We start from the raw sequence: 13,306 nt of genomic DNA, 5'->3' as shown, positions 1-13,306 counted from the left end.
CCAAGGCTCAGGCCGAGTTCGCTCTCGCCGCCACCGCCTACAACCTCAAGCGCATCTACATCCTGACGAAGCCCCGCTAAAACAACTCCTTCCGATACAACAAAGAAAATGTCCCGCAGAAAACCCGATAAAACAACTCCTTCCAGACGYCACAAAGAAATCCAGCAACTAAGGCCCACTCAACAAAGAGAAGATCCCTCACTCACACAGACTCTATAGCCCTCCTCTCAGGAATATAGCCAGCGCCGATAGGAGGGATTCTCGGAACCAAATGAAAGTATGGATAGAGAAGCGGACTTCTTCGCTTCCGGGGGTCGCTTCGAAATGACAAACAAAAAGACCGCCGCGCACAGCGTGATACCCCACGCTACACCCCGGCGAACAAGTTCGCCGGGACCTCATCCTTCGCGACGTCGTTGCGAAGAATGAGCAACGGAAGTTGTGGCTCGGAGATTCTGCCGATGTCCCAGGAGAAGAAGCAGATTTCTCCACTCCCGTTGGTCGTTACGAAATGACAAACGAAAATGGTCGCGCATGGCGCGACCATTTTCGAATATGTCGACACACCCTATTTAGTACTGTTTCGCAAATGCATCTGCTTCGTGGTTCATCTCATCCGAGGTTAGAGGCGAGGATGAGAGCAACACACGATACGTAAAGGTGACGGTCTTTCCCTTCTCTACCGTGTAATTGAACGGCTCCGCCTTCGGATTGAAGATATGCGCTCCCAGCGGATTCGCCGCAAACAGCCCGTAGCCGCGTGCATGCCAGTAAGTGGGATATCCCGGATTCTTGGGGTTATCGATGATGGCAATCGCTTCCTTCTTACCCTCAGGAGTATGCCCGGCCAGCAAGCACCAGCGACCGCGGGTCGACCACACCTTGTCGCCCTCGATGCCTTCGCTGGTCAGATATACACCCGTCGCGATGGAGTTATCCACGGCAGCCACCTGCGTCGGATTGCCGCTGGCGTCCAGGAAGGTGCCGCCCTTCTCCGTCGGCGACTCGAGCCAGCGCGCCACGCGGATGCCCAGCACGCCTTCCTTGTCGTCGTTGAAGGTGATCTTCTCCAGCGCGGTCAGCTTGCCGATGCGGTCAATGTAGCGGACACCGTTCTTCACACCGAAGACATACTGCGTCGTCTCCCGCAGTACATCCTGTCCCGCTCCATTGGTCCAGACGGACTCGACCGTGAGGTCACCCTTGCCCTGGCCGCTGTGCGTGCTCACGACCTTGGTGTGATGCACCGAGCCCATCTTCGGCTTCTGCTCGGGCTTGATAGCGTCAGAGTTATTCCAGAAGTCGAATCCGTTGACATTGCCGTAGTTGAACCACAGACCAGCGTGATGCGGATGGTCTGTACGCTCGTTCTTCTGCGGCTTCAGCGGATAGCCGCGGGTCACGATGGTTCCGTCCGGAGCTGTCAGCGGATACAGCACCGGCTTCTCCAGCGTGGTGGGCCACATATAGCTGGTGAAGGGCTTGCCGTCGATGGTGATATCGATGCGGCGCTCGCTCTCTACCGGAGTTACTTTTACCATCTGCGCAACCGAAGTAAGTGGAAGCAGTACCATAGCCGCTGCCAACAACTTACGCATAGACCTTGCCTCCGGCGATGATCTGCTGCGTCTTGTCGTTGAAGGTCACCTTCTGCCCGGTCTGCATGGCCGCAATGCACATGCACAGAGCGATCGAGTGCGAATAACCGGCCTCAATGCTGGCGTTCGGAGTCTTACGGCTACGCACGCACTCCATCCAGTTATGCATGTTCGCCGTCGTCATCGGGTCGCCGCCGGTGTTGGCATCGGTCGAAACCTTCTCTGCCTTCTCGGCCAGCGAGAACTTCGGCAGTTGGTTCGGCTGCATCTTCATCTCCGCGGCCGCCTTCGTGGTGAGGCCGCCATCCGGCGTTACTTCCTGCGTATCCATGTTCAGGCTGCCGCCGTTGGAGTAGTAAATCTCCTTAATACCGCCGGCCGAATTCGTCTGGCGCGACGAGTACATCACCTGGAAGCCCTTCTTCGGATCATCCAGCGGGCCGTAGTCGAAGACTGCCGTAAACGTATCCCAGTTGCGGCGGCCGTCGTGCCACTGATAGATACCTCCGTTGGCAACCACCGAGCGCGGATGCGGATGTCCGGAGAACCAGTGCACAGTATCGATCTGGTGCACCAGCCACTGGTCGGGAATGCCCGAGGAGAACGGCCAGAAGAGACGGAACTCGAGATACTTACGTGCATCGAACGGTTCATACGGACGGTTCAGCAGGTAGCGCTTCCAATCCGTGTCTTCCTCTTTCAGCAACGGCACTACGTCAGGACGGCGCCAGCGCCCCGGCTGATTGACGTTCCACGTCATCTCCACCATGTTGATGTCGCCGAACTTACCGGAGCGGATGTACTCGTACGCCTTCTGATACGCGGGCGTCGACCGGCGCTGCGTACCCACCTGGAAGACCCGTCCACTCTCTTTCACGGCCTTCAGCAGATCGCGAGCGTCTGACAGCATGTCCGCCGTCGGCTTTTCGCAGTAGGCATCGCGGCCGGCCTTCACTGCTTCGATGCCGTGCTGCGCGTGCTGGAAGTCGGCGGTTGCAATCAGAACCGCGTCTACATCCTTGCGCGAGTAGAGCTCGTCGTTATTACGGCAGATCGCGATGTCTCCGCCGGAGAGCTTCTTTAGCAACGCCTGACCCGATTCGCGGCGCATCGACCAGATGTCAGATACCGCGACGAACTCGAAGTTGTTCTCCTGCTTACAGGCCTCAAAGGCAGGAATCAGAGCCTGCCGCATACGGTCGCCGCAGCCGACAACGGCGGTGCGGACACGGTCGTTGGCTCCGACAACGGCAGCATAGCTGCGGGCGTTCATCGAGAGCGCAGAGGTAGCAAGCGCGGCAGTGGAAAGCTTGAGGAACTCGCGGCGATCAGTCTGCGAAGTGGCCATAGATCATCTCCGTACGTCGAAATCGAAAGGTTTTACTGGCGGACGGACAGTGTACAGAGCCGACGGTACTTTTGTCTTGTCTCGAACCGACGCAGGCCGTCTTCTTCCCCGCACAGGCCAGGTAATTCATCGACTTGCAATAAAAAGGGCCGCGATGTCTTCCTGACATCACGGCCTTTTTGTGGACTTCAGAAGCGTTACGAAAATTACTGCAGATCGCGGTAGATCTTGCGGGCGAGCAGGTTTTCGATCTTCTCCTGGCGACCCGAACGAGGCTGGGGCTGGATCGCATCTTTCTCGGCCTTCGCAGCAATCTCCTCCAGGGAGAGCTTGCCGTTGAACATGGCCTGTGCCTCCGGAGTCTTCCAGCCGGCATAGCGCTCGGTGAGGATGGAGTCGTACTCGCCCTCTTCGATCAGCTTTGCGGCTGTCAGGAAGGAGCGGGCGCAAAGATCCATGCCGCCGACGTGGGCATACACCAGGTCCTCGGCGGTGAAGCTCTGGCGACGGACCTTTGCGTCGAAGTTGCATCCGCCCACGCCAAGGCCGCCGGCCTTGATGACCTGGTACATCGACATGGTCATGCTCCACAGGTCATTCGGGAACTGGTCAGTATCCCAGCCCAGCAGTGCATCGCCGCGGTTGATATCCAGCGAGCCCAGAATGCCAAAGGCGCCCGCGGTGGCAATCTCATGCTCAAAGGTATGACCGGCCAGCGTGGCGTGGTTAGCTTCGAGGTTTACACGCACCTCATTCTCCAGGCCAAAGCGCTTCAGGAAGCCGTAGACCGTCGCCGTATCGAAGTCATATTGGTGCGAGGTCGGTTCCTTCGGCTTCGGCTCAACCAGGATCTGCCCCTTGAAGCCGATCTTGTGCTTGTAGTCGACCACCAGCGAGAGGAAGCGGCCCATCTGCTCCAGTTCCTGCTTCATGTCGGTGTTCAGCAGCGTCTCATAGCCCTCGCGTCCGCCCCACAGAACGTAGTTCGAACCGCCGAGCTTCATCGTCGCGTCCATGCAGTGCTTCACCGTGGCAGCGCACCAGGCAAAGACCTCGGGATCAGGATTGGTGGACGCGCCGGCCATGAAACGCGGGTGCGAGAACAGGTTCGCCGTTCCCCACAGCAGCTTCGTCTTCGACGAGCTCATCTTCTCGCCCAGGTAATCGACGATGGTATGCAGGTTCTTCAGCGTGCCTGCAAGCGTCTCCTCCGCGGGGGCAACATCGGCATCGTGGAAGCAGTAGAACGGCACATCGAGCACGCGGAAGAAGTCGAACGCGGCATCGGCCTTCTGTTTTGCCAAAGCGATGGGGTCGCCCGCACCCATCCACGGACGATGAATCGTGGGCCCGCCAAAGGGATCGCTTCCTGTCATCGCGAATGAGTGCCAGTAGGCCACGGCGAAGCGAAGATGCTCGCGCAGCGGCTTGCCCAGCACGACGCGGTCGCCGTCGTAGTACTGATAGGCCAGGGGATTGGTGCTCGCGGCACCTTCAAATTTCACCGTAGGAAAGTTGCTGAAGATCGTTTCAGACAAGTGGTTCTCCAATCTGGATCATAGGTTCGGAAACTGAGCTTTGAGTACAGCGTTGTAGCGGTCCTGCGCCGCACGATAGGCGGCACGTTTCTCCGCCCGGGGGTGAGCTGTCTTCTCCTCATCGACGCTGACAAGGCGCTCGGAGAGCACAGCAAAGGTGACCGGAGTTCCCTGCTGGCTCTTGTACGCATACATGGCCTGAATCGCCGCCCCAAGGCAGCCAGCCTCTTCTTCAATCGGTACCTGGATCACCGCACCGGTGGCATCGGCAATCATCTGCCGCCACTCTGCCGAGCGCGAACCGCCGCCGATCACCTGAATCTTGCTGGCAGGCTGACCCTGCAAAATCAGCTCAAGGCCATTCAGCACACCGAAGGTCACGCCCTCAATCACGCTGCGCAGCAAGTTGCCGGCGCTGAAGTTCGTGGCCGTTACACCATGCATGCTGCCCTGTGCCGTCGGCAGGTCCGGCGTGCGCTCGCCGTTCAGGAACGGAAGGAAAGTAATACCGTCCGCACCGGGATTGGTCGAGGCCAGAACCGGATCAATATCTTCGACGCCCTTGCCCAGCACATGCAGAGTCTGTGTCACCACATTGGTAGCGTTCATGGTACAGACCAGCGRCAGCCATCCACCCGAGGAGGAGCAGAACGGCGCGACACTCGGATCAATGCTGTCTAGCGGCTTCTCCAGGAAGGAATAGACCGTCGACGAGGTGCCCAGGCTCAGCGTCACAATCCCCGGACGCACATTGCCTGTTCCAATAGCGCCCATCATGTTGTCGCCACCGCCGGAGGAGACAACGCACTGTGGCGATAGTCCAAGCTCGGCCGCGACCTCGGGGCGAACTGTGCCGACAAGTTGCTCTACCTTCAGCAGCGGAGGCAGTGCTGCCGCAAGCTGGCCGGTACCGCCGTCGATCTCATCAAGAATCTCGCGAATCCACTCACGCGTACGAATGTCGAAGAAGGCCGTGCCCGAGGCGTCGCCGTACTCGGCATACAGCTGTCCGGTCAGCCAGAAGTTCAGATACTCGTGCGGCAACAGGATGTGACGGATGCGGGCAAAGTTCTCCGGCTCGTTCTCCTTAACCCACAGCAGCTTCGAGACGGTATAGCCAGTCATCGGCAGAATGCCGAAGCGCTCCATCATGGCGCTCTTTCCGCCCAGCCGCTCAATCAAGGCAGCGTTCTGCGGAGCGGTCTCGGTGTCGTTCCACAGCTTCGCGGGACGGATCACCTGCTTTGCCTCGTCCAGAATCACCAGGCCGTGCTGCTGTCCGCTCACGCCCAGCGCCAGGACCTCGGCGCCATGGTGGCTCACCGCCTGCGTTACGCTGGTGCGCAGAGCATCGACCCACCACTGCGGCTCCTGCTCGCGAGCCCCGCTGGCACGCTCAATCAACTGATGCCTGGCATACCCACGACCACGGACTGCGCCCGCCTCGGTGATGAGAAGAGCCTTTGTACCCTGGGTTCCGCAATCAATTCCCAAGTACATAAATCAGAGCTCCCATCTGGTTTGAAGTTCTAAAGAAAGGAGGCTGTGAAGGGGCCGCAGTTTCTTTATTTTCCGTCCAAAAATATATCAACATGTTCTTTCCATGGTCAATGAAATCCGTTTTTCATGGATCAAGGGCGGCGTGATGCGTCGTGCGTCGAACGGTGGTACGAGGCATGGCGCTGCATCAGCATTGCGGCACTTCCGCTCAGGCGGGCTAACTCTGCATCACCGGTGGCGCGCAATAACGGCGGGGGACCGGCCAGCATGGATGCCGCCAGCTCCTGCGCAACAACGGGCCCGAAACGATCCCACGAGGCGGTGATATCGCCCACAACCAGAATAAGCTCCGGAGAGATGCTGGTCGTAATCAGCCGCAGGCCCCGGCCAAGAGCGCGGGCTTGGTCGGTCAGCGCCTCGATGGCGTTCTCATCGCCCTCTTCGCAGAGCTGCAGCAGCTCATAGATATCCTTCACCTTACGGCGGCTGGCCTCGTTGAAGTTCCGGATGGCTGCGCGTGAGGACGCGACCATCTCCCAGCAACCCTTCTGTCCGCACTGGCACAGAGGTCCATTGGGGTCGATCGAGACGTGGCCGAACTCGCCGGCCATACCGTTGTACCCCGAGTGCATGTGTCCACCGGCAAGAATCGCGGCGCCGACACCTTCGGCCACGGCAACCAGCACGACATCCTTGGCGCCCTGCAGCCGGCCGAACCAAAGCTCTGAGATCAGGCAGACATTGGCATCGTTGTCGATCTCTACCTGCAGGCCGGAGACATCTTCCAGCGCCTTCTTCAGATCGAACTCGTGCCAGTGCATATTCGGCGCCAGCAGCACACGCTGAGTCGCGGGCTGGACGCGGCCCGGAAGACTGACCCCGATCCCCTCGAACGACTTGGTGGCGTGCTCGTCACGCAGCGCCCGCATCCGCTTTCCAATCTGCGCGATTGTCTTCTTCAAGTCCGACGAGGTGGTGATGGTCTCGCGCGACAGGAAGCGCCCGCTCAGATCTGCCACCGCCAGAATGGCGCGGTCTGGACGCAGATCAAGCGCCAGCGTCACCTTGTCGCTGTTGACCGAAAGCATGGTGGAGGGCCGTCCGCGCGCGGGCTTGACCACCGCGCCTTCCTTCACCCAGTTCTCCTGGATCAACTGCTCGACAATCGCCGACACCGTGCTTGGACGCAGGCCGGAGAGGCGCGACAGATCGGCGCGCGCCAGCGGCTGCTTGAAACGGATGAGTTCGAGGATGATGTCGCGATTGATGTCGCGAGCCATCTCACTGGAGGCAGGCTGGAATGACGCCAGATCGATCTGGCGCACTCCATGGGTCTGCCGTGTATTCGGTTTTCTGGACTTCGGAGAACTCATCGTACCGATCAGTAGAGCATTTTCCCTGTAGGTGTAGAGTTGGGTTTCCGCATCTATGGGCGTTTTCCGCAATGAAAACGCTGCTGCACTCCTCTTCCGGGATACCCAGCAACAGGGAAAATGCTCTTAGTCCCACCATGGTACGACAGCAAGTCACATCACCGTAACTACTTAAGCGACGTCCAGGAAGATTGGTTCGCTGAGGAGCTCAATGACGCCTCAATGAACTTCAGTCCGTTCACACCATCCTGGCAGGTAGGCAGCAACAACGACGTCGGTGCGGGATCACGCTCTTCCAGCCTCGCCGTAATACGTTCCGCCAGGTCGGCATAAAGCTGCGCAAAGGCCTCGAAGTATCCCTCGGGATGGCCCGCCGGCAAACGCGCCGCAGCGGCATTCAACGCTCCGCCACCCCGGCTCAGAATCTGCGTCGGCTGGTTCAGCGGTGTATAGCGCGCGTAGTTCGGGTTCTCTTGGTTCCATTCCAGCGAACCGGCTTCACCGTAGATACGCAGATTCAGGTTGTTCTCATTCCCGATGGCGATCTGCGACGACCAAAGGCTGGCCTTGGCGCCACCTTCGTAACGGATCATTGCCTGGACGTTGTCATCCAGCCGTCGCCCTTCGACAAAAGTCGTCAGATCGGCAGAGATCGATGCCGGCTCCAGCCCGCTGACGAAGTAGGCCAGGTGATAAGCGTGCGTTCCGATGTCGCCCAGGCAGCCGGCGGGGCCGCTGCGCTTGGGATCGGTGCGCCATTCCGCTTGCTTGTTCGCTCCCGAGCTCTCCAGCGGAGTCGCCAGCCAGCCCTGCACATACTCCACATTGATCATGCGGACCTTGCCAAGTACGCCGCTTTCCACGATGCTGCGCATCTGCCGCACGATCGGGTAACCGGAATACGTATGCGTCAAGGCGAAGATCAAGCCGGAACGCTCAACCTCTTCGGCCAGCTTTATCGCGTCGTCCAGGGTGGTCGTCATGGGCTTATCGCACATAACGTGGATACCAGCATCGAGGAAGGCCTTGGCGATGGCATAGTGCGTATCGTTCGGTGTCACGATCGCGACCACATCAATGCCGTCCTCGCGCTTCGACTCAACCTCAGCCATCTCGGCGAAACTGCCGTACGCGCGCGGAATTCCCAACTCTGCAGCAAAGGTCTTCGACTTCTCCGCATTGGAAGAGAGTGCCGCGGCTACCAGGTCGTACTTACCATCGAACCGTGCCGCAATGCGATGCACCTCTCCGATGAAGGCCCCGGGGCCTCCACCTACCATGCCCAGGCGCAGCTTCCGTCCGAGCTTTTTGCTCATGCGTCCTTCCTTCCAATGCCAAGCAGGTTGTCGAGCATCTGCTGATCGGTCGCGGCTCCGGCGAAGTCATCGAACGCCTTCTCCACCGCCTGAATGATGCAGCTCTGGATGAACGGCGCACCTTCACGGGCGCCCTGTGCGGAGCTCTTGATGCAGCACTCCCACTCCATCACCGCCCAACCGTCAAAGCCATACTGCGTCAGCTTGGAGAAGATCGCCTTGAAGTCGACCTGTCCATCGCCCAGCGAACGGAAACGGCCCGCGCGATTCGCCCATGACTGGAAGCCGCCATAGACACCCTGCCGTCCAGTCGGCCGGAACTCGGCGTCCTTGACGTGAAACATCTTGATACGGTCGTGGTACAGGTCGATGTACTCCAGGTAATCGAGCCCCTGCAGAATAAAGTGGCTGGGGTCATAAAGCAGGTTGCAGCGCTTGTGGCCCTTCACCAGGTCCAGGAACATTTCAAACGATGAACCGTCGTGCAGGTCTTCGCCGGGATGGATCTCGTAGCAGAGATCAACGCCCTGCTCCTCGAAGAAATCCAACAACGGCAACCAGCGCTTTGCCAGTTCTCCGAAAGCAGTCTCCACCAGACCGGCAGGACGCTGCGGCCAGGGATAGAGATACGGCCAAGCCAGCGCTCCTGAGAACGTGGCATGACGATCGAGTCCCAGGTTCCGCGAAGCCTTCGCTGCGAAGCGAAGCTGCTCGATCGCCCACTCCGTACGCGCGGCAGGCTTGCCATGCACTGCGGCCGGAGCAAAGCTGTCGAACAGCGCATCGTACGCCGGATGCACCGCAACGAGCTGTCCCTGCAGATGCGTTGAGAGCTCCGTAATTGCCAGACCATGCGATGCCGCAACTCCGCGCACCTCATCGCAATAGGCTGTGCTCTCGGCGGCGCGCTTCAGGTCGAACAGGCGGCCGTCCCAGGTAGGGATCTGCACACCCTTGAAGCCGATTTCGGCGGCCCATTTGCAGATCTCGTTCAGTGAGTTGAATGGCGGTTCATCGCCGGCAAACTGCGCAAGAAAAATTCCAGGTCCCTTGATCGTCTTCATGATTCGCGATGTTCTCTCCCGACCATCTTACTTCTGTGGTGTGGGTTGTGTGCCAGGACGCATCGGTGGCGGGCCATCCATCGGGTTCAAACCTTTGCTGTAATGCGGATCCTTCGCGGCCAGATCCGTACGAAAGCTCACTGAATTTGCCGTTGGGAAAGAGGAAGGCACAGGCTGCGTGACCTTGCCGGTCGCCACCCACTCCACTCCGCGCTGAAAGGTCACTACATAATCCTCAGAGCTGATAGCCATCACATCGTGCCCCAGTGTCGAGTGGAAGATGCGTCCCTTACCGAACTGCGAGACCATCAGCATCGGCTCGTCAAAACCGGTACCGTGGTTCTCTGGGTCAGAGTAGGCCGTGGCCAACACGGTCATCTTGCCGGGACCGCGCATGTTGGCATACATCTCATCGCCCTGATGCATCCACTGCTTCGGCAGTCCCTTGGTAATGGGGTGGTTGGCATCGCGCACCGTAAGTTGGAATGGGAGCCGCAAACCGTGAACACCGGCCCGGCCCGGCTTATCATCGGCAACCAGCTTGCCATCCTTATAAACCCAGTGTGGACCAGCCTTCTCAGTACGCCCACGCCATCCGCCGATGCCTGTCATCTCATTGAAGGCGACCCAGTCGGGAAAGGCATTGTCGGCAGCATGGATTGTTACCAGTCCGCCGCCGTTCTTCATGTACTGCTCGAAAGAGGACTTCACATCGCTCGACCAGCGCTCATCCGGAGCGTCATAATTCAGCACCACCGCCTGGTACTTCGACCACGCGGGATGGAACTGAGAGAAGTCGCCGTCCTTCTGAATCGTCAACACCTCTACATCGAAGAGGCCTGTCTCTTCCAGCTCCTGCTTCAGGACCGGCGTCTCCGCCGCCCAGTTGTGATACGGAGCCGCACTCTCTCCGTCGAGGATAAGAACGTGAATCTTCGATGCGGCCATCGCCGCCGGTGTCAGCGAGCCAAAGCCAACTGCGAGTGCAAGAAACCAATGCTTCATGATCTGCCTCTTCCTACTTCGTTGTTGCTGCAGTTGGAGTCCGCTTCGCCGCAGGTGCCGCCGCAGCCTCAGGCAGGCGCCAGGCAAACATCACATTGCCGCCACTGGTCAGGATGTACTGATGCCCGTCCAGTTCGTAACTGATAGGCGACGATGCAATCTGCCCTCCCGCTCCCGCGTGCCACAGCGTCTTTCCCGTCGCCGTATCTAGCGCCAGGAAGTTCCCGGTTGAGTCGCCCGTAAAGGTCAGCCCACCTTCTGTGGTCAGAACACCGGAGCCTGCACGCTGGCCAAGCTCATGCGACCACCGGATCTTGCCGGTTTTGTAGTCGATCGCGTCCAGGACACCCTTGCTCCACAGGCCGTAGTCCGCGCCTGCCCAGCCGTATGCGCCGTCGGCGGGCTTATTGAAGTAGAGGCTGTAGCTCGGTGAAGCACTCACGATAAACAAGCCGGTCTTCGGATCAAAGCTTGGCGAGCGGTAGTTCGTCATGCCACCCTCATCCGGGGCGATCAGGCGGCCATCCGGCGCGGGCTCCTTGTCGGGATTCGGAATCGGCCGGCCATCCTTATCTACACCCTTCGCCCAGTTCACCGGGCCGAAGTTCGTGGTCAGCAGATTCTTGCCATTCGTCCGATCGACTACGAAGAAGTAGCCATTACGCGAAGCCTGCATCAGCATCTTGCGCGGCTTGCCTTCAAAGACGCCGTCAGCCAGTACTGGGATCTCTACGGCATCCCAATCGTGAGTATCGTGCGGCGAAGGCTGGAAGTGCCACACCAGCTTGCCGGTCTCGGGATCAAGCGCCAGGATGGTGCAGGTATAAAGGTTGTCCCCCGGCCGCACCTTACCATTCAGCACTGGCGAGGGATTGCCCGTACCGAAGTAGATCAGGTTCAGCTCTGGATCGTACGTACCGGTCATCCACATATTGCCGCTATAGGCAACTCGTGGGGTGTCCACTGTCGGTGTCGAGTAAAACGTCCACTGCGTCTTTCCGGTATCTGGATCGACCGCTCGCAGGAAGCCCTGCAGGTTATCGAAATCACCCGAAGCTCCCACCAGGACGTGATTGCCGACAATCAGGGGAGACATCGTTGCCCATTGCCCCTTCTTCGAGTCGGCGACCTCCACATCCCACAGCACATTGCCGGTCTTGGCATCCAGCGCCTGCAGATGCGCGTCCGAAGTCATGTAGTAGAGCTTGTCCTTCAGAATGCTCACCCCACGCTGACCGATGTGGAACGCCTTAGTTGCCGGTGCGGCATAGTGCCATAACTGGTGACCGGAGCGGGCGTCGATGGCCCACACGTGATCCGGCAGGGTGAAGTACAGAATGCCGTCCGCCAGGATCGGCGTCGCCTTCAGAACGCCGTTCTGTTGTGTCTGAAAGGCCCATCCCAGCGACAGCCCGCTGACGTTGCGCGTATTGATCTCCGTCAGCGCGCTGTGGCGGCGGCCGGAGTAGTCGCCGTGATATCCCAGCCAGCTATCGCGTGGAGGATTCTTCAGCATCGCACTATCCACGCTCTGCGCATTCAAACCCGTAGTGGCAGTCGCGGCAGCAGCCAGCGTCAGCACCCGTGCACTCTTCTTCCAATTCATCGGGACCAGCTTCAACGTGCGCTCTCTTTCCTTACTTAAGGGTTTGGATATACGCGAGAACATTGTGAATGTCGTCATCGGTGTACTTGCTCATGGCGGTAACGTGAGCCTCAACCGGCTTATCGAGCTTTGCAGTGATCGCGGTCATCGGCCACGAACGATAGATCCCGGAGCTATCCCGGATGCCAAGAGTGAACTCGTCTTCGTATTCGACAGTGCCGGCAAAGGTCTGGCCGGACTTGGTCTTCACCGTGGCCTTCGTCTTTGCATCACGGGGATACAGCATCTGCATCTCGAGCCTGAGACCGCTGAACTTTGAGGCAATCCCGGCCAGGTCGCCCGTTGCCGAGTGGCACTGAGTGCAGCCTCCCGGCCCCTCGAAATATTTCTTGCCCGCCTCGGCATTGCCGGTGTGCAGATCGCTCTCGTCCACGCCACGGCGATTACCGGACTGCGATAGTGAGGAATCCTGCTGGGTGTGAATAAACGCTACAAGATTCAGAATTTCGGTATCCGACAGGCTGAAGCGTGGCATGCCCTTCTCCAACCGGCCGTTGCGGATCACCGCGCCGATCGCCTCGCCGTTTTTATCGCCGGTCACCAGCTTCGAGCGTGTCAGGTCAGGCCCGGTCTCGCCGCCGGCGGCATCCTTGCCATGGCAGAAGGCGCAGTTCTGGATAAAGAGCGCTCCACCGTTCTCCGCCTGCAGCGGCGTGAACTTGGCGTGCTCCGGCAGGGGACCTTGTGACCCCACCGTCCAACTGGGTCTCTGAGCAGGAGTGGGTCTTTGACCAGGAGTCTGTGGGGCCTGAGCTGTCATCCGGCTTAAGGTAAACAGCATCACTGGCGCCGCCACCGCAGCGGCCAGCAGGATGTTTCGGGAACGGAGCCTCATCGAACCTTCGCTTCTTGCGCCGCGCAAACTCCATTGGAGGAGAGGCGCAGCCGTAATGGGAAT

The 13,306-nt window shown here is 59.3% G+C and carries 10 protein-coding genes; all 10 read right to left on the bottom strand.

Annotation, left to right across the window (positions count from 1 at the left end):
• Window positions 1–572: 572 nt before the first annotated feature.
• The 10 genes from AB4Y89_RS10790 to AB4Y89_RS10745 all read right to left on the bottom strand — a co-directional run bounded on the left by AB4Y89_RS10790 (window position 573) and on the right by AB4Y89_RS10745 (window position 13,243).
• A complete protein-coding gene (locus AB4Y89_RS10790) occupies window positions 573–1,598 on the bottom strand; it encodes a PmoA family protein (protein ID WP_442300933.1) in 1,026 nt (341 codons plus the stop codon).
• On the bottom strand, window positions 1,591–2,946 hold the full coding sequence (locus AB4Y89_RS10785; RefSeq protein WP_442300932.1) for a Gfo/Idh/MocA family protein: 1,356 nt from the start codon (window positions 2,944–2,946) through the stop codon (window positions 1,591–1,593). Before AB4Y89_RS10785 ends, AB4Y89_RS10790 begins: the two co-directional genes overlap by 8 nt.
• Before the next feature lie 206 nt (window positions 2,947–3,152).
• On the bottom strand, window positions 3,153–4,484 hold the full coding sequence (xylA, locus tag AB4Y89_RS10780; protein WP_442300931.1) for a xylose isomerase: 1,332 nt from the start codon (window positions 4,482–4,484) through the stop codon (window positions 3,153–3,155).
• 18 nt (window positions 4,485–4,502) lie between these two features.
• Window positions 4,503–5,984 carry a xylulokinase gene (xylB, locus tag AB4Y89_RS10775; RefSeq protein WP_442300930.1) on the bottom strand — a complete coding sequence of 494 codons (1,482 nt, stop codon included), beginning with the start codon at window positions 5,982–5,984 and terminating at the stop codon, window positions 4,503–4,505.
• A 131-nt stretch (window positions 5,985–6,115) separates the two neighbouring features.
• Complete coding sequence (locus tag AB4Y89_RS10770) at window positions 6,116–7,357, bottom strand: ROK family protein (protein ID WP_442300929.1); 1,242 nt, start codon at window positions 7,355–7,357, stop codon at window positions 6,116–6,118.
• Window positions 7,358–7,524: 167 nt separating this feature from the next.
• On the bottom strand, window positions 7,525–8,673 hold the full coding sequence (locus AB4Y89_RS10765; protein WP_442300928.1) for a Gfo/Idh/MocA family protein: 1,149 nt from the start codon (window positions 8,671–8,673) through the stop codon (window positions 7,525–7,527).
• Window positions 8,670–9,737: a sugar phosphate isomerase/epimerase family protein gene (locus AB4Y89_RS10760; protein ID WP_442300927.1), complete on the bottom strand. Its 1,068-nt coding sequence runs from the start codon at window positions 9,735–9,737 to the stop codon at window positions 8,670–8,672. The genes AB4Y89_RS10765 and AB4Y89_RS10760 overlap by 4 nt, the downstream gene beginning before the upstream one ends.
• 27 nt (window positions 9,738–9,764) lie before the next feature.
• Window positions 9,765–10,742 carry a ThuA domain-containing protein gene (locus AB4Y89_RS10755; protein ID WP_442300926.1) on the bottom strand — a complete coding sequence of 326 codons (978 nt, stop codon included), beginning with the start codon at window positions 10,740–10,742 and terminating at the stop codon, window positions 9,765–9,767.
• Between the two features lie 13 nt (window positions 10,743–10,755).
• Window positions 10,756–12,348 (bottom strand): acido-empty-quinoprotein group A, encoded by a 1,593-nt coding sequence (locus tag AB4Y89_RS10750; protein ID WP_442300925.1) that lies wholly within the window; start codon window positions 12,346–12,348, stop codon window positions 10,756–10,758.
• A gap of 31 nt (window positions 12,349–12,379) precedes the next feature.
• Complete coding sequence (locus AB4Y89_RS10745) at window positions 12,380–13,243, bottom strand: c-type cytochrome (RefSeq protein ID WP_442300924.1); 864 nt, start codon at window positions 13,241–13,243, stop codon at window positions 12,380–12,382.
• Window positions 13,244–13,306 lie beyond the last annotated feature (63 nt).

The sequence above is a fragment of the Terriglobus sp. 2YAB30_2 genome (genome assembly GCF_052114765.1).
GTDB lineage: Bacteria > Acidobacteriota > Terriglobia > Terriglobales > Acidobacteriaceae > Terriglobus.
The sequence above is the reverse complement of the archived record's forward strand: the minus strand, read 5'-3'. Positions and strand labels throughout refer to the sequence as shown.

Coding starts and splice junctions, on each gene's coding strand:
- AB4Y89_RS10755 (WP_442300926.1), bottom strand. CDS start 10,742: ATGAAGCATTGGTTTCTTGCACTCGCAGTTGGCTTTGGCTCGCTGACA.
- AB4Y89_RS10745 (WP_442300924.1), bottom strand. CDS start 13,243: ATGAGGCTCCGTTCCCGAAACATCCTGCTGGCCGCTGCGGTGGCGGCG.
- AB4Y89_RS10770 (WP_442300929.1), bottom strand. CDS start 7,357: ATGAGTTCTCCGAAGTCCAGAAAACCGAATACACGGCAGACCCATGGA.
- AB4Y89_RS10785 (WP_442300932.1), bottom strand. CDS start 2,946: ATGGCCACTTCGCAGACTGATCGCCGCGAGTTCCTCAAGCTTTCCACT.
- AB4Y89_RS10760 (WP_442300927.1), bottom strand. CDS start 9,737: ATGAAGACGATCAAGGGACCTGGAATTTTTCTTGCGCAGTTTGCCGGC.
- AB4Y89_RS10765 (WP_442300928.1), bottom strand. CDS start 8,673: ATGAGCAAAAAGCTCGGACGGAAGCTGCGCCTGGGCATGGTAGGTGGA.
- AB4Y89_RS10750 (WP_442300925.1), bottom strand. CDS start 12,348: ATGAATTGGAAGAAGAGTGCACGGGTGCTGACGCTGGCTGCTGCCGCG.
- AB4Y89_RS10790 (WP_442300933.1), bottom strand. CDS start 1,598: ATGCGTAAGTTGTTGGCAGCGGCTATGGTACTGCTTCCACTTACTTCG.